We start from the raw sequence: 23,357 nt of genomic DNA on the forward strand, positions 1-23,357 counted from the left end.
CATATCTTACTTCTCTCCATTTCCTTCCTTGTTTTTAACTTTATCACTAGGATCACTTCTTATTGTTTCATCAGGATTTTTTTGCTGACCTGATTGTTTTGGTGCTTCAGGGTTAGAGCTCCCCCTCTCCTTTTTATCAGGACCTTCTTGCTTACCTGATTGTTCTGGTATTTCAGATTTAGGGCTCATGGAATTATCCTTCACGTCAACTTCCGTCCGATCTTTACCCACTTGTTGCCTAATGTTCTGTATAATACCTTGGGTCTTATCATCAAGGCCAACGGTGGACAGCATAGCTTGCGATGCGCTCTTAGCAACTTGACCAACACCGCCAGTAACTCCATAACCAGAGCTAAATAGTGTTTGTACCATAGTTTCCGATATAGGAACAAAAGCTTCCATTGCACCGGCAATAATGAGGTATATAAACGCCTGGATTAGGTCTATAGGTAATGCTGCAAAGTGTCCACCAGCCCTTTCTCCGGTACTGAGTGCAACATCAACGCTAGTGCCAGGACTGTATCCAAGAGGCAGTATTGATTTCATCAAGCACAGATCATACGATAAGAAATTTACGCTAATTAAACATTGATAGCATGCAGAAAAATTTGTGAGGTTATATAAAACTGAATACATCAACTGATTTAAAAGAGATAAAAATGAAAATAAAATGACTGGTTCTAATGAAACATGAGCCAACGTTTTTATCCAATTATCAAACAAGGGTTTAGTCTTTTGAAATAGAATAAATACGATAAATAAAGGTGTTAATGACAGTAAAAACGCCACTAGAACAGTAGATATTACATATTTAAACGTAGCGCTAATAATGCATTTTAAGAACATAAAAGTAGCATAGAGTATTGCCAAAAATGCAATAAAGCCAAAAGGACCAGAGAGCATCAACGATAAAAACTTTAGCCAAGTTTCTGTTGTGAATAATACTCCTGCTGTCAAGTCTAAGAATGCAAATTTTCTCCCCCCTTCCCCTATATAGCCAGAAAAGCTATCAACTAAATAAGTGCTACCATCTATAAAAAGTCTGGATAAAGTTGTACCAAAAAGTTCCCAGCTTCTATCGCTAAAGGCAAAAGCTATAAATGCTATCTTGAACATTCTTACAATGAAATCAAATTTACTTAGCTGTATTGTTCCAAGCATATAGCCAACGACAGTAAATATAACGTATAGAGTAAGCAAAGCTTTTACTCCTTGAAGAAGACCTCTTGCATATCCTTTGTATGAATCTTTAACGCTGTCCCCAATTACTTCTTCTTTTATAAATTTAAATACCCCGTTTACATTCGATGAAATAAAATCATTAATTTTTCTTTTGACAAATAAAGTTACACTATACTTATTGTTTTCGTAATATTTGCCATTTTTGTCCGTAATGTCATCTTTCTCTACGTTGCTTACATTGATGCCGAAATATATCTTCTTAGGTTTGCATTCATCTGTTATAGGTTTTTTGTCTTTGCATTCATCTGTTAAAAGACCTCCATCTATTATATAATATACCTTATCCTTTGTTTTATCTAAGTTCTCTACTTTTTTGAAATCATTAGTCTTTGGAGCAGATGGATCCCCTGGCGGGTTATCACCCAAATACACATACAGTTTTTTGCCATTGATATATTCACACGATCTAGTCACTTTAACATGGTACCCACCTCTATTAGCTCCATAGTGACCATAATCTGCAATGGCAAGCATCACACTGCTACCAGGTGTTACACTTCCTATTGGATAGTCATGATTTAATTTTAAGGAAAAATCTTCAAAATTATCACTGATTTTTGAGCATACTAGTTTATCATTTTTCTCCTTTCCTGCTCCTCCTCTTTTTGGAAGACATTGAATACCTTTAGCATCGCCCTTCATATCATTACGCTTGCCTTCAGAAATACTTGCATCACCTGGATCGCTTATTTTTGCAACAAGAGCCTCAGCCCAAGATTTATCATCTTCAGTAAAACTACCTGCTTTAACATTCCCTTCCATTTTTTCTAGATAAGAATACATATCACATTTATTTCCTTTATCGTACTTCTTATACCTTATAGAGGAGACACAGTTCCGTTCTCCTGCTTGACCTAAACCATAGTTCCATATACCCTTCTCAGTATAGCATATATTTTGATGGTAACAGTTAAGCTCATAGGAGGAGTACTTTTTTCTCTCATCAAGACTACAGTTTTTTCCATCACATAACTCGTTCAATCCTATTTTAGCGCGGCGTAAATCAAGTAGTGAACCATATACCCATGGTTCGTTGTCTTGAATATAACCTTTATTAAAATGCACCTTATTATCATATGGGGTATACCCATTGCCAACTAGCACTTTGCTTTCCTTTGCTTTTGTTTTATCAAGAGGTAAAAATTGTATTTTATTTTTTGTACCATCTTTACCATCACAAAAAAACTCTCCCCCCTGATGTACTTCACTCACTGTAGCTTTCTTATATACAGTTTCCTTACGGTCATTTTCTACAGCTTTATAACAATTGTCATCAAAATTGATGCCTTTCCCTTCTGGATTGTCGTAATCAATTGTTATTTTTCTGGGAACTAAGCTGAAGCTTAACTTGTCACTAGGATTTACTTTAATTCCAGTGTCCACATAACGTCTATTGCTGCCAAATCCTTTGCCACCACATAGTTCGTTTTTACTTTCATTAACACCATAATTGTTAGGTACACTATTAATATCCGCAGCCTTACTATAATTTGGTTCTGAGCCATCAGCACAAAAGCTAGCTGGCACAAGTACTTTCCTTGGATTTTTGTCTTCTTTAAAAGGGCAAAAATTTACTGATCCATCGAGGGTGAATTTGATTTTCTCACCCTGACTAATTACCTGACCAGAATCAACCCAATGAATTTTAACTCCTTTATCGGCTTTATGAACTGGAACATCCACGTTAACACTAGTGTTTCTGCTCTGTAACCCAGGCTCAACACAATCCATAGTACAACCAGTGATTGCAAGACACAGTATCAACAATAGTAATCTTTTACTTATCATTGCTGTCTTCCTTGTGGTATCTGAGGCGTTGACCTTTGAGTCCCTTGTGGTATTTGAGGTCTTGACGTACCTGACTGTTGAAAGGCATCTCCTCTTTCTCTTCTTTGAACGCTTTGTTCATCTAACCCTACTGTTCCCATTAAGCTTTGTTGATACTGTCTTCCAGGTTCGCTTGCTACATAAGCACCAAACAACGAGTCAGATATTGCCGAAGAAGCTTCAACTAAAGCTTTCATAGCGTGTCCCAAAATAACAAAAGCCATCATAGCGGTAATATTAGGTGTATATTTGGAAGCATAACCATAAAAAATACAAGGGTTAAAAATCTTTAGGTTAATATTAAGTATACATGTAGAGCAGACCTCAAAATCAAATATTGAATACACAATATAATCCATAACCTGACTTATCAGTGATATAAAAATTAAAAGGACCACTGGATGAATTGCAAATCTTGCTAAATTTTTAACCCAGTTTTGAAACATCTGCCTAGTATACGCAAATAAAAGACAAATAATAAAAATAGGTGCTAAAGAAAGTAATAACGCAACTATTGCTATAGATGTAATAAAAGAAAATAAGGCATTAAAAATAGATAAGCTCACTGTGATTAAACCCCAAATCACCAAGCAAAAAGATACAATGCCCAAAGGGCCAGAAAATATAAGAGATACTATTAACAATACTGAATGCGATGACAAGAACCTATTGAGCGGCAAATCAAGAAACTCAAAAACATTTGAAGTAGTGCCTCTAAAATTTGCTATTTCTATTAGTTGTTTTGGAGTGTTAATAAATATAGAGAATGCGTTGTTATAAAAAAAGTCCCAGCTATTATCCTGCAATAGCTGGGCGATGATTCCTATCTTTACGCATATAATTAAAAACTCATATATAGAAATATGAGTTAATCCAAAAAAGTAATAAAGAGTATATAAGATTATATATAGTACTAATAGTGATATTATAGTAGATCTAATGGTATTTGTTCTGCTTGATTTTATAAAACTTTCGTAAAGAGACTTTACAGGACTAGTATCAGAGTGAATTGCGTTAGGGTCTTTATAATTAGAGCCGAAAAATGCAGTTTTCACTTTTTCATCAAAGAAATTATATATTGCACTAAAAGTTTTTGTAGGTGGCTCTTTAGTTGTTAGGTTAATACTAAACTGACCTTCATTTTTGTAATCGCAGCCATGGTCTCTTATTCCATAATATATGGTGCCTTTTTTTTCTTTTAACTTTTCCTTTAAGCCTTCCATGTACTCAGTATCATGAACTTTGCTGATATCTACAGATATATCCGCTTGGTTTTCACCAGGCTTATGCTCAGGAAGTTTGTCAGAGACGCTTATATACAAGCTATTTTCTAGACTGTGGTTCTTTGTTACTCTTATATTGAAACCACCTTTGTCATTTTGATCGTAGCAGTACTTGTCATTTCTACTACATAAACTAAAAATTAATCTTGGTGTTCGATAGTTATCTCTTATCTTGTGATCACAATTAGTGCATAAACCACCTTCTGGAATGTGTTCAAAATTCTCATTATCCATGTAAGCACGTAATAGTGTAATGTCAGTTTTTACCTGTTTTCCCTTTAATACGTTACTAATAATTTCAGCAACAACAGATTCACCACTAGAATTTAAAGCATTGAATAGCTCAATTTCTATATTATTATATTCAATATACACGCAATCCTCGCCTCTACGACCAGAAGAAAATTTACATATACGTCTACAGAGTGAATTTAAAATGTGCGTATCTATCTTACTTGCACTGCTCTCTGAAAGCTTGCTGCAATCTATATTTTCTCCTTGTTTTATAGAGTTAATAATATTTTCAATTTCCTTTTTTCTTTCATCTTGATCTAACTTCGAAAAATCTGAATCCCAGTACTCTCTTCCTCTCAACCATTGCACATCGCCTATTATATATTTATTAGGACATATCCCATCCTTGCCACCTTGGCATTTCTCTTGATTTAAAACATGTGCAAAATGTTCCGTTTCTTGCTCGCTACACTTTTCGTCGATTTTCAAATACCTGATTTTTGTCTCACTCTCTTTATCTTTACACACTTTACTTCCAATCACACTAAAGCTTATCGTATCGCCTTTTTTAAGTGCAAATGGTAATGCAACGTCATTTCTCCCAGGCCCAATTGCAAAATCTGCATACTGCTTAGGACAAAAATTAACCTTACTAGGCACTATATCAATCTCTGTTACTCTTATTCTATCTGAGATATTAACACCGGAATCAACCCACCTCTGCTCTGTTGACACTATATCTAGTTTTTCACGCAAACCTGATAAATTTTCTGGCTTAATACAGTGATGTTCCCCGCAGCCTGACAGAAAAAAAAACGGTATTATCAGCAAAAATTTTAGCATAAATCCAACTCATTCAGTGCTTTTGTTAACACTCTCGGAGCTACTAGAACCAGAACCTCGAGATTTACTCTTGTCTCCACCACTCAACTTCTTAGCAGCAGCACCAGCAACTCCCCCAGCAGCAGCTTTGGCAGCAGATAAAGCTTTGCCCACCATTTGTCCAGGTGTCTGACCTGAGCCAAGTGCTGCTCTATGGTTACCAGCAAGTTCGGCAGCCATGCCAGGAAGAATGTTTAAAAAGTGGTAAAAGAGGAATAATACTAAACACAATTTTAATAATTCTCCGATGAGAGAGCTGCCAAATTCCATGTATGTAAAATCAAATAGACCAAGTATAGTGTTCTTTTTAAAGCTGTAGTTTTGCATCATACACGCTAGAGTAGTTTCATTGTTATCACATTCTCCATCTTTCAATTTAAACCACTGTTTTTTCTTACTAGCTGAGGGTTTTGCTTGGTTATTTTCATATGACTTATCCGGTTCAAAATTTAAATTTTTATAATAGATTTTATCACATGCTATAAACATAAAAGACAAAAACGCAAAAAGGATAACCGGGTATAAGCTATAGGTGATCAATTCTCTTACCCAGCCGTCAAAATATCCTTTGGTGTGTTGGAATAAAACCATAGGGATGAACAAAGGTGATAAAATGATGATTACACTCAAAGCAACTAGAGATAAAATAAATACATAGCACAGCCACAAAATAACCATCATCAGCAAAATGGCCATAAATATAGCAACAAGAGCTATTAAAATCTGTCCACCAGCAAAAATAATACCGATTACCGAACCTGCAACTAATAAGACAGGAGCAGCACCAAGCAAGACTGCTAACGTTGCAACACCTCCAGTACCAATTTTGCCACCAATTCCATCTAAAGGGGCACCTAAATAAAATAAAATTCTACAATCAAGCCTATCCCAAGGTGCAAGATAACTGTAAGATACCCTCTTTCCTGCACGAGTATATTCATAATCTGTACCTGCCTTATAATTACATATGCCTTTACTTTCAGATGATGCTTTTAGCACTATCTCTGACAAACCATTTGAGAGACGAGTTAATTCTCCATAATAATGAGACATGGTACTGCCTGTTGTGAAGTAAATCACTAAAGCGAATTTTATGATCAACATATACATTTCTTGAGGCCTCTGAACTCCACCAGACATGGCTTTTATAGAGAACAGTATTAAAGCTAAAATCAAAACAGCAGTTACAGTGTTTTTCAGTCTTTTCTGTGCTACAGACAAGAAACTGCCCTTGTTATGTCCATTTTTACCCTTAAGTGAGCTGCCACTTGAATCAATACCTGCCACTAAATTATCTAACGATTCCTTAATGCATTGCACTATCATAGAAGTGATGGGAATAGGAGCTAATGATTTACTCCCTGCCTGATTATAGCAAGCTTCAGAGACATACGAGCTAAAACAGCCAGCATTATCATAACCTACAAAAATTTTCCCCCCTTGTCCGTTGAGTCTTTTTTCTTTAGATCTGATAATAGTTTTATAGTCATCATTATTACCAATAGGAACTTTTTCCTCTCCTGTACCATCTTTATTTTTGAATATCATCACAGATTTTTCACACATAGGAGCAAGTGGGTCAGGTGGCAATTCCGTGCACCCCATATCAACCCCTTGCGGCCAAGGAGTCATTTCGATACCAAGCATGCTAACACTGGCTAACTCCACACATAATCTGCCCGTTTTTCTCACTGCTTTGAATGTAGCTCCATGTATGGTTTTGCTCTGTCCAGCTTTAAGAACTTCACATTTCAGCTCACCATCAACCTTCGGGGACCATGACCCATCTACATATCCAGTATCTTTCTCTCTTACATCAAAGTCTATACCACCAAAAAGATTGCCAAACGTTAAAGGGTTTCGATGACATACTTCTATATATTCACTGTATTGCACACCGTTTTTTGGCCAGTAATAACCACCAGCATTTTGGTCAGGTATGGAGTTTAAAATGCCTTTCTCTATATTTTTACCTCCTTCTATTGATCCATTTTCCTTATCAAAACATTTAAAATATTCATCTTCCTTTTGGTAATTCTTATTTGTGCACTCTGAATATTTTGAGTGTTCTGATTTTGAGAATCCGAAATCCTTATACTTTCCATTATGATCACGCGCAACTGGGTGTCTAACAAAACTATGCTCACAAACAACAAGTCCTCCTATCGCCTTCCAAACTCCAACAATTGCAGCTATCATTCCAACAATGACAAGAGCAGTAAATAAACCAGCAGAAGAAACGATCAAAACAATACTAGTAAATATTGCACCAACAGCAATCGCTATTCCAGCAAGTGCCGCAGCCGTTTTAAACGCTCCACAATCAGGATTAGAGGCACGATTGAAGCTGCCAGTAGAATTAAATCTACTAACAAATTCCGTCTTGTCAGTACCACTTACTCCATCTGCAAGCACTGGATATGAGAGTAAAAAGTCTATATTTAGTAAAAATATCGCAATTAATAGCAATGACAGCTTAGTCTTAAACATTTTTTACCTTCTGATAAAATATAGGCAACCATACTTTTGGGTTGTCCCCAACTTCATTTAATATATCGTGTAACAATAGAACACTTTCTGCACGTCCAGATAATACGTTGATTATATCATCTAAGTCTTTTAAGTCTATTCTAGCTACCACAGCATTAACTCCTTGTTTCACCAAAAAGAATCTAGTACTTGGATCTGTGTGCTTAATTAATATATACTCACGTTCAGTTAACATAAAAACATCCCGATAGACACTAGTAGCTTTCAGATTTGGTAAAAAAATCTGTGTTGCTGTTTGTTGTACAAGCGTATCGCTAATAGCACTTTTACTTGCATCCTCAACACTCTGAGTAGCAAAAATTACAAAAGCATTTAGTTTTCTCAGTACCTTCAACCAGTCTTTTATCTTGGGTGCAAAAACTGGATTATCTATTAACGCCCATGCCTCATCAAGAACGATAATAGATGGAGTGCCATCAAGAGATATACTAATCCTATGAAATAAATAAATCAAGACCGGTCCAAGAGCAACGGGATCTTTTAGCAAGCTAGCCATCTCAAAACCAAATACTCTTGCTCGTGAAAAATCTAGCAAATCTTCTTTATTGTCAAATATTGCAGCATGAGAACCATTATCATGCCACATAGATATTGCCCCAGCTAGAGTATCAGGACCTGCAAGCCCTAAAAACGGTACGAGGTTTCTCAAGAACCTGTCTTCTTTTCTTAATTTAAAATTTCCTTCAATTGCATCATTAATCCGTGCAATATCTTCTGAAGTAAATTTATCATTATATACCGAAATTAAAGACTTTATCCACTCCATTAAAAACGTTCTATTATCAGAGGTGTCATCAAGTTGCAAAGGATTAAAATTTGTTTTAGTTCTTGGTTCTATTACAATATAAATACCACTAAGTGCTCTCAAAAAAATCTCTGCACCGTGATCTTTATCAAAAAAGAATATCCTTGGAGAAAACTTCATTGCTTGGGCACACAGGAAATTCATTAAAACAGTTTTACCAGCACCAGTTGGGCCAATTATCATAGTGTGTCCAACATCCCTTATATGAAAGTTGAAAAAAAATGGAGTACCAGATGTCGTGTCAAAAACTGTAACGGCATCTCCCCAGTGGTTATTGAATTTACTGCCAGTAGGATAATTATGTTGAGATGCAAATCCAGCCAAATTAAGACTACTTATTGTAGCTTTTCTCACTATATAATCGAAATTACCAGGAATTTGCGCCCAAAATGCTGGTTCAAGGTTAACTCTTTCGCGAATAGGGTAAACACCGCAATTAGAAAGCTCAGATTCTACCAATGACAGAGCGTTATCCAATGATTTAGGACTTTTTGCTATACATAAAATAGTCAGGTGATGGTGACCAAACGCAATCTTACCACTCATTGCGTCATCAAGTGCTTGAGAAATTTCTGCTATTTGAGAAATAGCTTTATCTGCAGACTGTATCATTCGATTTTGCTGTATCTGCATTTTTCCAATCGCCATTTGCCTATTTGTAAATTGAAAAGATTGCGTAATTATAAACTCGTAAGGAAGTTGTAAAAATGAATCAAGCATTCCTGCAGAAGTATTATTTCCATACTCTTTTATACTAACTATTCCAGCATATTTACTCTCATTATGAGTCACAACCTGTATCATTTTACGGCCAAAGAATAACCTATGTATTGGTAAGTATCTTGATATTTCAGTTCTTAGCGGAAAAAGCGTATTTGTAACGAAGCCACAATTTACAATTCTAGATAGAAACTCCATTATTTCACAGAACAAACCACCTGGAGTTTCTTTTACTCCAAGAATTTTAGGCGAATAATTTCTAAGGCTTGTCACCACACGATTTGTCGTTTCCTCTAAATCTTCATACGTGGCACGTATATCACTTTCCCAAGCATGTTTTGAAGTTACATGTCCGAATTTTTTTAGTAGATGTGACAAAAATTCTACTCCTTTTGTGTCCGCTCTACGGATAATCGTAATGTATAGGTCATTAATAAATGATTGCCTTGTTGCATGTTTTTCTCTCCATTTTAGATTTACGTGATTAGCGAAAAAATTCGGCAAACCTTGACTTGCAAATTCATCAGAAAAAATATTTTTCTTACGTCTGATAGTATGAAAATACAAACTAAATGCTGGAGATGAAATGCTTCTTAGCATCTGGTTCCTGATATTATTTTGTATTACTAAATCCTCGTCATCGGCGGTTTCAAATGCAAAGCCACTTAATTTTATAACCTTAACCAACCAATTTTCTTTTGTCATCAAGGTTGTGCTATTCCAATAGCAAGAATAAGGAATAAATTCAGCAGCGTGAACTTCCCTGCTCAGAGTAGATTTATTCTTTGATTGAACAGCCCTAAACCTCAGCATCACACAACGTTAAGCAATATCATAAGAATTGGCTCCATGATAAAAACGATTTAAACATTTCGAGCACTTTCCTAATTTTACCATAAATAATTCAATAAACAACGGTTCTTTTGCAGAAGCTATATAACCAAGTCCATGTATACCTGGTAACATTAAGAGAATCACTCTCAAATCATTTGAATTAATGAAAATTAGCATGCAAATCAGGACGTTTAATATTGCAAACATATAACTCACACCAAAGAGCATTGCAGGTCTTGTAAGACCTTTGAATAATTGATCTGTTTGTATACTACCTGTGGACATATCTTTAACCTTCTAATAATAGCTCTACACTAATACTATATCATTATATTAAAAATCCATTGAAACTAGTAGCACTTTAAGTCAAGATACATTATTTAATCCCGATAATGACAAGTTGGCCATTTCAAGAAGCAGAAAAAATATTGCAAGAGTTTCCTAATAAAAAAGAAATAATATTTGAAACTGGTTATGGACCCTCTGGTTTACCCCACATAGGAACCTTTGGAGAGGTTTTCCGCACTACAGTTATTGTAAATGCATTAAAAAAAATAGCTCCTGGTATAAAAACCAAAATCATTGCAGTTTCAGATGATATGGATGGTTTGCGAAAAATACCAGATAATGTGCCAAATCAAGAGATGCTAAGAGAGCACTTAAATAAACCATTGACTATGATACCTGATCCATTTGGCACTCATCAGAGTTATGGTCATCATATGAATTCATTGTTGTGTAAATTTCTTGATATGTTTGAATTTGAATACGAGTTCAGGAGTGCAACAGAGTGTTATAAATCTGGCGTTTACGATGAAAAACTTTTACTCTTACTGAAAAATTATGATAAAGTGATGGACGTAATGCTTCCATCATTTCGGGAAGAAAGACAGCAGACTTATAGTCCATTCTTGCCAATATGCCCAAAAACTTCTCAAGTTTTACAAGTTCCAGTAATTGAAACAAATACAGAGAAAGGAGCAATCACATATGAAGACCCAAACGGGGGAAAAATAGAAGTTCCAGTGACAAAAGGAAAATGTAAACTGCAATGGAAACCTGATTGGGGAATGAGGTGGGCCGCATTTGGAGTAAATTACGAAGCTCACGGAAAAGATTTAACTCCATCTGCTGTGCTTTCAAGTCAAATATGTGAAATACTTGGAGAAAAGCCACCACTTCTGTTTTGCTACGAGCTTTTCCTTGATAAAGAAGGAAAGAAAATATCAAAATCAAAAGGAAATGGCATTTCAATTGAAGAGTGGTTAACTTACGCACCAACAGAGAGCTTAGCATTGTACATTTTTCAGAGTCCTAAAAAAGCTAAACGTTTATATTTTGATGTGATACCAAAATCAACTGATGAGTATCTAGAGTTTGTTAAGCGTTATAATGAGAACAAAGAAAAGGATATAAATAATCCTGCTTGGCACATTCACCAGGGCAATGTTCCCAATATAGAAACTTCAGGCATAAATTTCTCACTACTTTTAAACCTAGCAGCGGCTTGCAACGCCGAGAACAAAGAGATCCTATGGGGTTTTATATCCTCTTATGCACCGAACGTTACACCAGAAAATAATAAAATGCTTGATAGACTTTCAGACTTTGCAGTAAAGTATTACCACGATTTTATCAAGCCAACAAAATCGTATAAAACTCCAAATGAAAAAGAGAAAGAAGCGTTACTAGATTTGAAGGACACTTTACATTCTCTATCTATAACTGCTACTGCTGAAGAAATTCAATCTCAGGTATTTTTTATTGGAAAAAAATATGATTACACCAACTTACGTGATTGGTTTCAGCTATTATATGAAGCATTACTTGGCCAAAAAACCGGTCCAAGAATGGGATCTTTCATAAAGCTTTATGGAATAGATAATACGATTTCTCTCATAGAAAGCGCTATTAAATGTATACTTTAAAGTTTACCTTCTTTCATTTGAGCTCTTTAGTTTTAATAAGAATTCCTTGACACCCTCCGCCAGCCCTCTTATCATAAAGATGAAGCTATTTATTTATCTTCGCAATCTGCAGATTAAAACGACAAAGGGAACTTTGTATTTGGCGTAAATCATGCTTAATTTTTTGCACTATGTGCACCTCATGTCTTTATAAAACTTTTAGGTTTCTACCTATACAAGCAGAAACGCGCTTATAAAGCGTTCAAGACATCAAAAGACGTCAAATAGAACAAGGGAGAATTTGAATGCTAGCTACCCTAGGCTCTGTGGACAAAATTTTAGAGAAGCCATACAAGAGCTCCAACAAAATTGAGAAAACCAATAAAAACCTCAGCAGTTTTATCAAATCTGGAAAAAATGCGCCTAAAATTTTTAATTTTACCAAAAAAACACTCAATCAAATGACGTTCTTTGTAGATATGCTCATCGTAATACCTTTGCACTTTTCGATTCCGTTTTGGCGGAATAACTACTGTACATCCCTTGTCTTCAAGACTTGTAACAAAGGCATTGCTATCATAGCCCTTGTCAGCTACTACAGTAGAGTTATAGATACTTTCGGTCAACACTTGTGCCTGCGTAATTTCATTTCTTTGACCAGGAGTCAGAGTAAATTTAAGTGGATTTCCAAGTGCATCGACAAGCGCATGTATTTTAGTTGTAAAGCCACCTTTGCTCCTCCCTAAAGCTTCTTGATCCTTGGAGTTTTTTGTATATCCAGATGAACATGGATGGGCTCGGATGATCGTACCGTCGATTATAGCAACTTCTAAATCAGGCTCTTGTTTAGTATATTCAAGCAATTTTTTCCAGACATCTCTTTCACACCATCTTTTAAATCGCTTATGTATACTCCTGTAATTACCATAAGTTTTTGGTAAAAGTCTCCATTGGCAACCACTTCGCACTATGTACCACACTGCCTCTATGAATATTCTTAAACGTTTTTCATCTTTGCTGTGCATTCCTTTTACGCTTTTTATGAACTCTAAAATTTGTTTCCAATTTTCCTCTTTGATGTAATATTGCATATGGTAGTTTCTCCATTTTTTACCTATTAGGCTAAACTACCATCTTTTTCTCTCTTTTCATATTTTTTGTCCACAGAGCCTAGGGTTTTTTTGCCTTTTTTTTCACTCAGTAAATTTCTTAACGTTTATAATTTAGGTTAGTCGCATTTAAAAGCGGCTGAATCGCAGCGTTTAGAATAAAAAACGCCAATATTTTGAAGTACATATAAATAACTAGTTAACCATGGGGCTTCTTTTGCCTTTTTTTTCGTTTGGTAAATTTCTTAATGTTTGTAGCTAAACGACAATCGTCATCCCGCTGCTTGTTAGCGCCGCGGCGGTATGACGGTTCGTGGTGGTATGACGTAGAGTGCTTAGAAGCTGTTATTTTGCTATAAATGGCTGTAATGGCATCATTTATTTTATTGCTATCACAGCCTGTTTGTGCAAGTTCAGCATTCCCACCACAGTTCTTTTTAACTGCTATGGATATTAGTTCTTTTGCGCTAATCTTATTGATTAAGTCTTTACTTACTTTAATAATCAAGACTGTTTTATCTTTTTCTGTTGCCGTAAAAGCTATTACCGTTTTTGGTTTTTGTTGCTGCAAAACAAACTCTCTTATTACATTTGCTGGAATATCAGTGAAAGTGTGGCTTATAAAATTTATTCCATTTATTTCGGTGCTTTTTATATTCTCTGCACTCACAAGCTTTTTATATAGGTTTTTTATTTTGGTTTCGGATTTTTTGTGTTCTTGACTTAAAATACTTAATCTGCTTGTTATTTCACTCACTGGCGCTTTTACGAATTCTGCAACTTTTTTTAAGTTAATTTCATTATCACGTACATAATTGATTGCTTCCTGACCAGTTAAAGCTTCAATTCTCCTCACTCCAAAAGCAACAGAACTCTCTGTTACTATCTTAAACAAACCAATTTCTCCAGTATGTTCAACGTGTGTGCCACCACACAGTTCCCTTGAATCTCCAATCTTCACTACTCTTACTTGGTTGCCATATTTTTCACCGAATAACGCCATAGCTCCTTCGTCTATTGCCTGATTCATGCTCTGAATTTTTGTAGACGTAGAAAGGTTTTCTCTGATTAGAGAGTTTACCATATCTTCTACTAAGAATAGCTGATCCTGAGTAACTTGAGTGTTATGACTAAAGTCAAATCGTAACTTATCCGGTGCAACTAGGGAACCTTTTTGAGTGACATGATCACCCAAGATTTTTCTCAATACAAAGTGCAAAAGGTGTGTAGCTGAATGATTTCTTCTTAAGGCTTGCCTTCTTTCCTTATCTATGCTTGCTGTAACTGTGTCACCTTTACACATTGAGCCAGATTTAACTATGCATCTGTGCAAATATAGGTCATTAACCTTATTGGTATTCTCGACTATAATAATACTTCTACCAGGTTTGATCAGACTGCCAGTATCTCCCACTTGTCCACCTGACTCGCCATAAAAAGGTGTTTTATCAAGTATAATGGTTATCTTTTCTCCCTCCTTTGCAGAATCAATTACTTCATTTTTAGAGGAAACTATAGCTAGTATTTTCGCATCACTTACTTCATTGAACTCATAACCAACAAATTTTGTTTTGCCAAATTTATTGATCAAATCAAACCATACTTGCTCAACAGATTTTTCACCAGATCCAGCCCATTTAGCACGTGCTCTCTCTTTTTGTTCTCCCATTGCATCATCAAAACCCTTCTGGTCAAAATTTACTTTTTTCTCTTTTAAAATATCAAGTGTAATATCCAAAGGAAATCCGTAGGTGTCATATAGCTTAAACGCTGATTCTCCAGGCAAAGTATCGCCCGATTTTAAATCTGTAGTGAATTTCTCCAGGAGATTGATACCTTTCATCAAAGTGTCTTTAAAGTTTTCTTCCTCTGATTTTAACGTCGTTTCTATTAAGCTTTTAGCTCTGACTAATTCAGCTCCCATATAAGCCGAACTCGTGCTATCTATCAACACTGGAAAAATACGATGGAGTAGGGAATCATTATATCCAAGCAGGTGAATATAACGTGTGGCTCTCCTAATTAATCTGCGTAATACGTAATTCCTGCCCTCATTTCCAGGAAGCACTCCTTCTGCGATGAGAAATGCAGCCGCGCGAAGATGATCTGCTATGATCTTATACGCTATTTTATTTTCCGTTCTTCCACAGTACTCTTGTGATTTACTTATCAGAGCAGAAAATAGATCAATATCATAGTTATCATGGACGTTTTGCATAACAGCCGCTATTCTTTCAAGGCCCATTCCAGTATCGATGCATTTTTTTGGCAATTTGTGTAAATTACCTTCTTCATCTTTGTTAAACTCCATGAATACCAGATTCCAGATTTCAACAATTCTATCGCCCTCTTGTAAATTAGGACTCCCATGGTCATAAAAAATTTCAGAACATGGACCGCACGGACCAGTGCTTCCCATACTCCAAAAGTTATCATCCGTTGTAATTCTTATGATTTTATCACTTGAAAAGCCACTTATCTTACGCCAAATCTCGTACGCCTCATCATCAGTATGGTAGACGGTTATGGATAGTCTGTTTTTATCAAGAGATAACTCTTTAGTGATAAATTCCCACGCAAATTCTATCGCAGTTTCCTTAAAGTAATCACCGAAGCTAAAATTTCCGAGCATTTCAAAAAATGTGTGATGCCGAGTTGTATAGCCAACATTTTCCAGATCATTGTGTTTACCGCCTGATCTTAGGCACTTTTGACTTGAGACAGCACGTTTCATTTCAGTTTTTTGAGCACCAGTAAAAATATTTTTAAACTGCACCATACCAGCATTTGTGAACATGAGCGTTGGGTCATGTTCTGGAATCAAAGGAGAAGAAGAAACCTGCTCGTGGTCATTATTTACAAAAAATTTTATAAATCTTTCTCTGATTTCGTTTAGCTTCATCGTTTTTATTGAGGTTATCTATAAATAATAAGTTGTAATGGAAATAAAATCAATACCACTCTCTAGGCTCTGTGGACAAAAAATATGAAAAGAGAGAAAAAGATGGTAGTTTAGCCTAATAGGTAAAAAATGGAGAAACTACCATATGCAATATTACATCAAAGAGGAAAATTGGAAACAAATTTTAGAGTTCATAAAAAGCGTAAAAGGAATGCACAGCAAAGATGAAAAACGTTTAAGAATATTCATAGAGGCAGTGTGGTACATAGTGCGAAGTGGTTGCCAATGGAGACTTTTACCAAAAACTTATGGTAATTACAGGAGTATACATAAGCGATTTAAAAGATGGTGTGAAAGAGATGTCTGGAAAAAATTGCTTGAATATACTAAACAAGAGCCTGATTTAGAAGTTGCTATAATCGACGGTACGATCATCCGAGCCCATCCATGTTCATCTGGATATACAAAAAACTCCAAGGATCAAGAAGCTTTAGGGAGGAGCAAAGGTGGCTTTACAACTAAAATACATGCGCTTGTCGATGCACTTGGAAATCCACTTAAATTTACTCTGACTCCTGGTCAAAGAAATGAAATTACGCAGGCACAAGTGTTGACCGAAAGTATCTATAACTCTACTGTAGTAGCTGACAAGGGCTACGATAGCAATGCCTTTGTTACAAGTCTTGAAGACAAGGGATGTACAGTAGTTATTCCGCCAAAACGGAATCGAAAAGTGCAAAGGTATTACGATGAGCATATCTACAAAGAACGTCATTTGATTGAGTGTTTTTTTGGTAAAATTAAAAATTTTAGGCGCATTTTTTCCAGATTTGATAAAACTGCTGAGGTTTTTATTGGTTTTCTCAATTTTGTTGGAGCTCTTGTATGGCTTCTCTAAAATTTTGTCCACAGAGCCTAGGCTCTGTGGACAAAAAATATGAAAAGAGAGAAAAAGATGGTAGTTTAGCCTAATAGGTAAAAAATGGAGAAACTACCATATGCAATATTACATCAAAGAGGAAAATTGGAAACAAATTTTAGAGTTCATAAAAAGCGTAAAAGGAATGCACAGCAAAGATGAAAAACGTTTAAGAATATTCATAGAGGCAGTGTGGTACATAGTGCGAAGTGGTTGCCAATGGAGACTTTTATCAAAAACTTATGGTAATTACAGGAGTATACATAAGCGATTTAAAAGATGGTGTGAAAGAGATGTCTGGAAAAAATTGCTTGAATATACTAAACAAGAGCCTGATTTAGAAGTTGCTATAATCGACGGTACGATCATCCGAGCCCATCCATGTTCATCTGGATATACAAAAAACTCCAAGGATCAAGAAGCTTTAGGGAGGAGCAAAGGTGGCTTTACAACTAAAATACATGCGCTTGTCGATGCACTTGGAAATCCACTTAAATTTACTCTGACTCCTGGTCAAAGAAATGAAATTACGCAGGCACAAGTGTTGACCGAAAGTATCTATAACTCTACTGTAGTAGCTGACAAGGGCTACGATAGCAATGCCTTTGTTACAAGTCTTGAAGACAAGGGATGTAAAGTAGTTATTCCGCCAAAACGGAATCGAAAAGTGCAAAGGTATTACGATGAGCATATCTACAAAGAACGTCATTTGATTGAGTGTTTTTTTGGTAAAATTAAAAATTTTAGGCGCATTTTTTCCAGATTTGATAAAACTGCTGAGGTTTTTATTGGTTTTCTCAATTTTGTTGGAGCTCTTGTATGGCTTCTCTAAAATTTTGTCCACAGAGCCTAGCTCCCAATATATTAGACCAAAACTTTATTGTTGATCAACCAAATAAAGTATGGGATTACTTATATAAAAACCAAAGAAGGATGGCTATATTTGGCAACAATAATCGATCTATATTCACGCATGGTAGTTGGCTGGTCAATGAGCAGTTCAATAAATAAACAATTGGTTATGGACTCTTTATTAATGGCCGTTAACAAGCGTAAACCTGCCAAAAATCTACTATTACATAGTGATCAAGGTTCACAATATACTTCGCAAGGTTATCAATATCTCTTATCCATAAAAAACATAGATGAGTCATAAAGGTTGTTGTTACGACAATTCTGTTGTGGAAAGCTTCTTCAGTTCTCTAAAAAGGGAGTTACCAATAGACACCTCTCGGCACTCTAAACAGCATATCAAAACTGCTATATTTGAATATATAGAAATTTTTTATAACAAACAACGTAGACATTCCACTATTAACTATTGCATTCTTGAGCATTTTGATTCATCATTCTCTTTGTGAAAAACATTCCAAACTTTCTCTCCACTTTTTCTGGGTAAGGTCAGAGATTAAGCACATTCATGTACGCTGAAGAAGATACGCTACATTTTTACTGAAATTTGATTATTTTTAATAGAAAGGCCTGCAGGCGAAGATAAATTTTGAGCTCGAGAAATATCTCAATTGTCATTATAATTAAAATTTTTAGTATGCGGAAGTACTTTTTTAGCTAAGTAAGATTTACGTGCTGGAATGACAAGGTATCATCCAAGTAGCTGAAACCTAGAATATCCTAAATTACAAATTGAACTTGAAAAATACTATAGTATAAGCTCTCTTAAAAAAAGCTTTTCATGAGAAATTATAAATGATAAATTGTTAACAATAGGTTATTGTGAATAAGATTATGTGTTTTAGTTTACCTAATATAAACAGGGAAGGTTACTCATTTATAGTAGTTTCCTTTATAGTAACGTGTATAGCATTCTCTATATCTTGGGGGTTTGGTGTTACGTGCTTGTTCCCGACATTATTGTGTACTTATTTCTTTCGTGATCCAGCAAGAGTTGTGCCAAACAATAAGGATCTTATATTAAGTCCTGCTGATGGTGTGATTTCAAAAATTGAAGAAGTTAATTATCCTTTATCGGCAGAAAATGGAGAAGAGAAGAAGTTTACGCTTGTTAGCATATTTTTAAGTGTTTTGAACGTCCATGTGAACCGTATACCAATATCTGGTACGATAAAGGAAATGAGTTATAAAAAAGGCAAGTTTGTATCCGCAATGAGCAATAGGTCTAGTAATGAAAATGAAAAGCAGGTTATTGTGATTGAATACGAAAAGGGAAAAGAAATTATTGTGGAGCAAATAGCTGGATTAATTGCACGTCGTATCGTTTGTAATTTAGGAGTATCCCAGAACGTAAAAACAGGTGAAAGGTTTGGAATTATAAGATTTGGCAGTAGAGTAAATATTTATGTTCCTGCTGATATAGAAGTAAGAGTTTCAGAAGGGCAAACTGTTATTGGTGGTGAAACAATTATAGCAAACTTAAATAAGGAAAACGCTCAAGAGAAGCTTACTTTTGACGTTATATGAATAACGATGGAAGTAACAGTAGATTCTTACCTATTACTAAATTATTCCCAAACTTTATAACTTTATTGGGTTTATGTTCTGGTCTCACTTCACTTAAATTTACATTTAATGAACAATGGGAATTCTCAGTAATTTTTATCATCATTGCAGCAATAATAGATGGAATGGATGGCAGAATAGCTAGAATTCTAAAATCAACTAGCGATTTTGGAGCCCAGCTTGATTCTTTTGCAGATTTTCTAAATTTTGGTGCAGCGCCTGCATTTCTTTTGTATTTTTGGAAGCTAAACGAAATCAAAGTCATAGGTTGGATTTTAGTAATGATATACGTAATCTGCATATCAATAAGACTTGCAAGATTCAATGTTTCGCTACACTCAGAACAATCACATTGGGAAAAATTTTTCTTTTCTGGTGTTCCAGCTCCAGTGTGTGCTTTACTTTCTTTGTTACCAATAATTATTACCTTTCAATCTCATGAGAGTGAATACTTACTTCTCATAGAGCGATTTTTTAACACAAGAAACGTAGCTTGTTACTTTTTGGCCATTTCATTTTTTTCGATAAGTCACATTCCAACTTTCTCCGCAAAATATATTTATATTCCCAAAAGCCTATCCTATATATTTGTGTCATTTTTTGGAGTACTTATTGTATTTTTCATCAGTAAGCCCTGGATGACTCTACCAATTTTAGGTATAGTGTATACGCTTACTATTCCAATAAGCATTGGTTTTTATATATATTTTACATATAAAACTCGTTAGCTAACAAAAAATAGAAAACTGCATGATTTTGAAGATAAGTGAACTATTAAATTCATTTCTGTATATAAAGATATTCAACATTCCATTTATAATTATTTGGGTAATTGCAACTGGAATCTTTTGTACTGCCCAGTTCAAATTCATTAACTTTAGGTTACTTAAATATGGAATACAGACGCTATTCAATCTAAAGTGTAATAACAGCAACAATGGCATAATCACTCATATTCAAGCGTTTGCAACAGTAATTTCAGGAACAGTTGGTCTTGGAACAATATCAGGAGTTGCAATAGCTATCACAATAGGAGGTCCAAGTGCAGTTTTTTGGATGGTAATTACCGGAATACTTGCTATGTCGATAAAGTTTGCCGAGGTGGTGCTTGCATTCACTTATCGCTCTGAAAATACAACTGGTGGTGCTTTTTATTACATGGAATACGGGCTTGCAAAGATTGGATTTGCAAAAACTGGTAGATTTCTTGCCTTCACTTATGCGATTATGCTACTTATTGCAATGATTTTGGGCGGCATACCATTTCAAGCAAATCAAATAGCAGCACTATCAAATAACCTCCTAGGCTCTGTGGACAAAATTTTAGAGAAGCCATACAAGAGCTCCAACAAAATTGAGAAAACCAATAAAAACCTCAGCAGTTTTATCAAATCTGGAAAAAATGCGCCTAAAATTTTTAATTTTACCAAAAAAACACTCAATCAAATGACGTTCTTTGTAGATATGCTCATCGTAATACCTTTGCACTTTTCGATTCCGTTTTGGCGGAATAACTACTGTACATCCCTTGTCTTCAAGACTTGTAACAAAGGCATTGCTATCGTAGCCCTTGTCAGCTACTACAGTAGAGTTATAGATACTTTCGGTCAACACTTGTGCCTGCGTAATTTCATTTCTTTGACCAGGAGTCAGAGTAAATTTAAGTGGATTTCCAAGTGCATCGACAAGCGCATGTATTTTAGTTGTAAAGCCACCTTTGCTCCCCCCTAAAGCTTCTTGATCCTTGGAGTTTTTTGTATATCCAGATGAACATGGATGGGCTCGGATGATCATACCGTCGATTATAGCAACTTCTAAATCAGGCTCTTGTTTAGTATATTCAAGCAATTTTTTCCAGACATCTCTTTCACACCATCTTTTAAATCGCTTATGTATACTCCTGTAATTACCATAAGTTTTTGGTAAAAGTCTCCATTGGCAACCACTTCGCACTATGTACCACACTGCCTCTATGAATATTCTTAAACGTTTTTCATCTTTGCTGTGCATTCCTTTTACGCTTTTTATGAACTCTAAAATTTGTTTCCAATTTTCCTCTTTGATGTAATATTGCATATGGTAGTTTCTCCATTTTTTACCTATTAGGCTAAACTACCATCTTTTTCTCTCTTTTCATATTTTTTGTCCACAGAGCCTAGTTTCACGTTTTCCTTTTTTACTTATAAATGAGAGAAAAATATCAAAGCGATCTTTTGATATGTCTATACCTAAAAAGTTGTTGATCATATATAACCTCATACGTTACCATTTAAAATGAAAAGTAAGGCTAACCTTGTGAATACAGAATTAGAACCATTTAGGTCTTTCTACGATACCGTCCAGCCTCTACTTTTGAGAAGGGAGCTCTTTTCTAAAACACAGATTTTGTATCTAGGGCAATTTACAAAGTTCTTCCCTTCTCCATCTAATGCATAAGCTTAAAACATTAGATGCTTTTGACAAGATACAAGGGCAATTTACAAAGTTCTTCCCTTCTCCATCTAATGCATAAGCTTAAAACATTAGATGCTTTTGACAAGATACAAGGGCAATTTAATGGTCTCTACTATGTGGGATTTACACTAGTTCATATCCCTGTTGGTCTTTGTTTTGATAGATTCGGTCCAAAAATTGTTTTACCTATTTGTGCTGTCTTGGTATCTATTGGAACATTACCTCTTGTGTGCTTTGATGAGTGGTATTATTCAGTATTAGGTAGAATAATTGTTGGGATTGGCTCGTCTGCGTCAGTAATAGGAGTATTTAAAGTTGCCAGTATGTATTTTCCGCGAGAAAAATCAGCAAAAATGGCAAGCATATCTGTTATTATAGGGCTATTAGGGGCAATATATGGTGGTCTACCAATAGAACTTTTGCTTGATGAGTTTGGTTGGAATTACGTAATTTATATTCTTTCAGGGTTTGGTTTCTTACTCGCTTTATCTTTATTTTTAGTTATTTCTTACAATGCTTACGACTTTCGAAAAGAAAAAATTAGCATGAAGGATCTAAAAACTGTGCTTTTCAATAAATATATCATTCTAATTAGTTTTTTTGGTGGCTTAATGGTAGGTCCACTAGAAGGTTTTGCTGATGCTTGGACAAAAGCTTTTTTATGTGAGGTATATCAAATGGCCGGTGATCTAGCGTCTTCAATTTCTTCTGTTATATATGTAGGATTTGCAGCTGGATTGCTCTCTTTTGCTCACATATTAGAAAAATATCCAAATAGACATTATGAAGTTATTATTGTCTGTTCCTTTGCAATGATTGCTAGTTTCCTTTTACTTTTTACACAGGCTGGCGGATTGTATATTGTATTGCCTGCACTTCTTGTTATAGGTTTCGCTTCTGGATATCAAATAGTAACACTGTACAAAGCATTAAGTTATGTAAATAATAACTTAATAGGATTAACTACAGCTGTGTCAAATATGATAGTCATGGTTTTTGGCTATTTTTTTCACACTGGGATCGCAAAAATAATAGATTTGTGTTGGGATAGGACAGTGATACAAGGAAATCCTGTGTATAGTGCTGAATTGCTGATAAAAGCAACATCTATTATTCCTGTATGTTTGCTAATAGCTGTTTTTGGGCTCTTATGGTTAAAAAAGCAGGATAAGCAGTCTTAAAATTGCTTGTGCATCTTAAAATTAAAGCGA

14 protein-coding genes and 2 pseudogenes are annotated in these 23,357 nt (G+C 35.2%); 8 read left to right on the forward strand and 8 right to left on the reverse strand.

Going from position 1 to position 23,357, the window contains the following annotated elements:
- Positions 1-6: 6 nt before the first annotated feature.
- From OPR60_RS02115 to OPR60_RS02135, 5 genes are read right to left on the reverse strand one after another with little or no spacing between them, the layout of a single operon-like run.
- On the reverse strand, positions 7-3,030 hold the full coding sequence (locus OPR60_RS02115; protein ID WP_265039888.1) for a TrbL/VirB6 family protein: 3,024 nt from the start codon (positions 3,028-3,030) through the stop codon (positions 7-9).
- Complete coding sequence (locus OPR60_RS02120) at positions 3,027-5,429, reverse strand: TrbL/VirB6 family protein (RefSeq protein ID WP_265039890.1); 2,403 nt, start codon at positions 5,427-5,429, stop codon at positions 3,027-3,029. The genes OPR60_RS02115 and OPR60_RS02120 overlap by 4 nt, the downstream gene beginning before the upstream one ends.
- 9 nt (positions 5,430-5,438) lie before the next feature.
- A complete protein-coding gene (locus OPR60_RS02125) occupies positions 5,439-7,958 on the reverse strand; it encodes a TrbL/VirB6 family protein (RefSeq protein WP_265039892.1) in 2,520 nt (839 codons plus the stop codon).
- Positions 7,951-10,356 (reverse strand): VirB4 family type IV secretion/conjugal transfer ATPase, encoded by a 2,406-nt coding sequence (locus OPR60_RS02130; RefSeq protein WP_265040312.1) that lies wholly within the window; start codon positions 10,354-10,356, stop codon positions 7,951-7,953. The genes OPR60_RS02125 and OPR60_RS02130 overlap by 8 nt, the downstream gene beginning before the upstream one ends.
- 9 nt (positions 10,357-10,365) lie before the next feature.
- Positions 10,366-10,662: a type IV secretion system protein VirB3 gene (locus OPR60_RS02135; RefSeq protein WP_007548615.1), complete on the reverse strand. Its 297-nt coding sequence runs from the start codon at positions 10,660-10,662 to the stop codon at positions 10,366-10,368.
- A gap of 107 nt (positions 10,663-10,769) precedes the next feature.
- Between OPR60_RS02135 and OPR60_RS02140 the strand changes: the two genes are divergently transcribed.
- Entirely contained in the window at positions 10,770-12,305 is a 1,536-nt protein-coding gene (locus OPR60_RS02140; protein ID WP_265039894.1) for a lysine--tRNA ligase, read from the forward strand.
- Between the two features lie 317 nt (positions 12,306-12,622).
- Here OPR60_RS02140 and OPR60_RS02145 read toward each other — a convergent pair whose 3' ends face one another.
- Complete coding sequence (locus tag OPR60_RS02145) at positions 12,623-13,375, reverse strand: IS5 family transposase (protein ID WP_265039632.1); 753 nt, start codon at positions 13,373-13,375, stop codon at positions 12,623-12,625.
- 217 nt (positions 13,376-13,592) lie between these two features.
- Positions 13,593-16,295, reverse strand: coding sequence for an alanine--tRNA ligase (alaS, locus tag OPR60_RS02150; RefSeq protein WP_265039896.1), 2,703 nt, complete (start codon positions 16,293-16,295; stop codon positions 13,593-13,595).
- A 145-nt stretch (positions 16,296-16,440) separates the two neighbouring features.
- Here alaS and OPR60_RS02155 point away from each other — a divergent pair, with 145 nt between their 5' ends.
- The 6 genes and pseudogenes from OPR60_RS02155 to OPR60_RS02180 form a co-directional block, all read left to right on the forward strand.
- Positions 16,441-17,193, forward strand: coding sequence for an IS5 family transposase (locus OPR60_RS02155; protein WP_265039632.1), 753 nt, complete (start codon positions 16,441-16,443; stop codon positions 17,191-17,193).
- 100 nt (positions 17,194-17,293) lie between these two features.
- A complete protein-coding gene (locus tag OPR60_RS02160; RefSeq protein ID WP_265039898.1) occupies positions 17,294-18,046 on the forward strand; it encodes an IS5 family transposase in 753 nt (250 codons plus the stop codon).
- Between the two features lie 17 nt (positions 18,047-18,063).
- A pseudogene (locus OPR60_RS06990) lies at positions 18,064-18,575 on the forward strand (IS3 family transposase); the annotation flags it as partial.
- 385 nt (positions 18,576-18,960) lie between these two features.
- A complete protein-coding gene (locus OPR60_RS02170; RefSeq protein ID WP_065095000.1) occupies positions 18,961-19,653 on the forward strand; it encodes a phosphatidylserine decarboxylase in 693 nt (230 codons plus the stop codon).
- Positions 19,650-20,420: a CDP-alcohol phosphatidyltransferase family protein gene (locus OPR60_RS02175; protein ID WP_182319661.1), complete on the forward strand. Its 771-nt coding sequence runs from the start codon at positions 19,650-19,652 to the stop codon at positions 20,418-20,420. Before OPR60_RS02170 ends, OPR60_RS02175 begins: the two co-directional genes overlap by 4 nt.
- A 22-nt stretch (positions 20,421-20,442) precedes the next feature.
- Positions 20,443-20,994: pseudogene (locus tag OPR60_RS02180) on the forward strand (alanine:cation symporter family protein); the annotation flags it as partial.
- Positions 20,995-21,015: 21 nt separating this feature from the next.
- Here OPR60_RS02180 and OPR60_RS02185 read toward each other — a convergent pair.
- A complete protein-coding gene (locus OPR60_RS02185; protein WP_265039900.1) occupies positions 21,016-21,768 on the reverse strand; it encodes an IS5 family transposase in 753 nt (250 codons plus the stop codon).
- Between the two features lie 428 nt (positions 21,769-22,196).
- Between OPR60_RS02185 and OPR60_RS02190 the strand changes: the two genes are divergently transcribed.
- Positions 22,197-23,327, forward strand: a complete 1,131-nt coding sequence (locus OPR60_RS02190) for an MFS transporter (protein WP_265040314.1) — start codon at positions 22,197-22,199, stop codon at positions 23,325-23,327.
- Positions 23,328-23,357: the final 30 nt, after the last annotated feature.

It is taken from the genome of Wolbachia endosymbiont (group A) of Trypoxylon clavicerum (genome assembly GCF_947251665.1).
GTDB lineage: Bacteria > Pseudomonadota > Alphaproteobacteria > Rickettsiales > Anaplasmataceae > Wolbachia > Wolbachia pipientis.

Bases quoted from the DNA above. Each gene is read 5' to 3' on its own strand.
- OPR60_RS02115 (WP_265039888.1), bottom strand. From the start codon at position 3,030: ATGATAAGTAAAAGATTACTATTGTTGATACTGTGTCTTGCAATCACT.
- OPR60_RS02120 (WP_265039890.1), bottom strand. From the start codon at position 5,429: ATGCTAAAATTTTTGCTGATAATACCGTTTTTTTTTCTGTCAGGCTGC.
- OPR60_RS02125 (WP_265039892.1), bottom strand. From the start codon at position 7,958: ATGTTTAAGACTAAGCTGTCATTGCTATTAATTGCGATATTTTTACTA.
- OPR60_RS02130 (WP_265040312.1), bottom strand. From the start codon at position 10,356: ATGCTGAGGTTTAGGGCTGTTCAATCAAAGAATAAATCTACTCTGAGC.
- OPR60_RS02135 (WP_007548615.1), bottom strand. From the start codon at position 10,662: ATGTCCACAGGTAGTATACAAACAGATCAATTATTCAAAGGTCTTACA.
- OPR60_RS02140 (WP_265039894.1), top strand. From the start codon at position 10,770: ATGACAAGTTGGCCATTTCAAGAAGCAGAAAAAATATTGCAAGAGTTT.
- OPR60_RS02145 (WP_265039632.1), bottom strand. From the start codon at position 13,375: ATGCAATATTACATCAAAGAGGAAAATTGGAAACAAATTTTAGAGTTC.
- alaS (WP_265039896.1), bottom strand. From the start codon at position 16,295: ATGAAGCTAAACGAAATCAGAGAAAGATTTATAAAATTTTTTGTAAAT.
- OPR60_RS02155 (WP_265039632.1), top strand. From the start codon at position 16,441: ATGCAATATTACATCAAAGAGGAAAATTGGAAACAAATTTTAGAGTTC.
- OPR60_RS02160 (WP_265039898.1), top strand. From the start codon at position 17,294: ATGCAATATTACATCAAAGAGGAAAATTGGAAACAAATTTTAGAGTTC.
- OPR60_RS02170 (WP_065095000.1), top strand. From the start codon at position 18,961: ATGTGTTTTAGTTTACCTAATATAAACAGGGAAGGTTACTCATTTATA.
- OPR60_RS02175 (WP_182319661.1), top strand. From the start codon at position 19,650: ATGAATAACGATGGAAGTAACAGTAGATTCTTACCTATTACTAAATTA.
- OPR60_RS02185 (WP_265039900.1), bottom strand. From the start codon at position 21,768: ATGCAATATTACATCAAAGAGGAAAATTGGAAACAAATTTTAGAGTTC.
- OPR60_RS02190 (WP_265040314.1), top strand. From the start codon at position 22,197: ATGCATAAGCTTAAAACATTAGATGCTTTTGACAAGATACAAGGGCAA.